The sequence below is a fragment of the Streptomyces albidochromogenes genome, assembly GCF_005981925.1.
Classification (GTDB): Bacteria; Actinomycetota; Actinomycetes; order Streptomycetales; family Streptomycetaceae; genus Streptomyces; species Streptomyces albidochromogenes.
The window spans coordinates 1-1,391 of the sequence record NZ_VBVX01000613.1 but is presented as its reverse complement, the minus strand read 5'-3'; the positions used below and the strand labels follow the sequence as shown (position 1 = coordinate 1,391).

The 1,391-nt window shown below is 69.3% G+C and carries 1 protein-coding gene; it reads left to right on the top strand.

Annotation, left to right across the window (positions count from 1 at the left end):
- Positions 1–285 precede the first annotated feature (285 nt).
- The gene (locus E2E34_RS34300; RefSeq protein WP_138897210.1) at positions 286–1,275 is read left to right on the top strand and encodes a malate dehydrogenase; all 990 of its coding nucleotides are present in this window, start codon (positions 286–288) and stop codon (positions 1,273–1,275) included.
- Positions 1,276–1,391 lie beyond the last annotated feature (116 nt).

Below are 1,391 nucleotides of genomic sequence, written 5' to 3'. Positions count from 1 at the left end.
GTTGTCGTTGATGGCCTTGCCCTGCGGCTTGAAGATGCCGCCGTTGGCGGACAGCAGGTCGCCGCGCTCCCCCCCCCCTGGCGCAGGCGGCCGACCGGCGTTCGGGGGGTATGTGCGCCGCACCACACGGGGTCGGGAGACCGGCGCTCCCGGGGTCGGATAGCCTGACCGCTGGATATCTCTTCACGTCAAGATTCAGACGCCGAACAGACGCCTGGGCGTGCCGGGGATATCCAGCAACGAGGGGCAGGGACCCCCACCGCCAGCTGTCTTACGGAGATCGCCATGACCCGCACTCCCGTGAATGTCACCGTCACCGGCGCGGCCGGCCAGATCGGTTACGCGCTGCTCTTCCGCATCGCCTCCGGCCACCTGCTCGGCGCGGATGTGCCGGTCAAGCTGCGTCTCCTGGAAATCCCGCAGGGCCTGAAGGCCGCCGAGGGCACCGCCATGGAGCTCGACGACTGCGCCTTCCCGCTGCTCCAGGGCATCGAGATCACCGATGACCCGAACGTCGGCTTCGACGGCGCGAACGTAGCCCTCCTCGTCGGCGCCCGCCCGCGCACGAAGGGCATGGAGCGCGGCGACCTGCTGTCCGCCAACGGCGGCATCTTCAAGCCGCAGGGCAAGGCCATCAACGACAACGCCGCCGATGACATCAAGGTGCTCGTCGTCGGCAACCCGGCCAACACCAACGCGCTCATCGCGCAGGCGGCGGCCCCGGACGTACCGGCCGAGCGCTTCACGGCGATGACCCGCCTGGACCACAACCGCGCGCTGTCGCAGCTCGCGAAGAAGACCGGCTCCACGGTCTCCGACATCAAGCGCCTCACCATCTGGGGCAACCACTCGGCGACGCAGTACCCGGACATCTTCCACGCGGAGATCGCCGGCAAGAACGCCGCCGAGGTCGTCAACGACGAGCAGTGGCTGGCCGACACGTTCATTCCGACCGTCGCCAAGCGCGGTGCGGCGATCATCGAGGCGCGCGGCGCGTCCTCGGCGGCCTCGGCCGCCAACGCGGCCATCGACCACGTGCACACGTGGGTCAACGGCACGGCGGCCGGCGACTGGACGTCGATGGGCATCCCGTCGGACGGCTCGTACGGCGTGCCGGAGGGCCTCATCTCCTCCTTCCCGGTCACCTGCAAGGACGGCAAGTACGAAATCGTCCAGGGCCTGGACATCAACGAGTTCTCCCGCGCGCGTATCGACGCGTCGGTGCAGGAGCTCAAGGAAGAGCGCGACGCGGTGCGCGAGCTCGGCCTGATCTGAGCCGGCCCAACCCACCAGTACGACGCCAACGCCCCCGCCAGCCGGTCGAACCGGTTGACGGGGGCGTTGGGTTTTGGGGGCCTGCCGGTGGTTGCTGCTGGGGGTGTGGGGTTGGG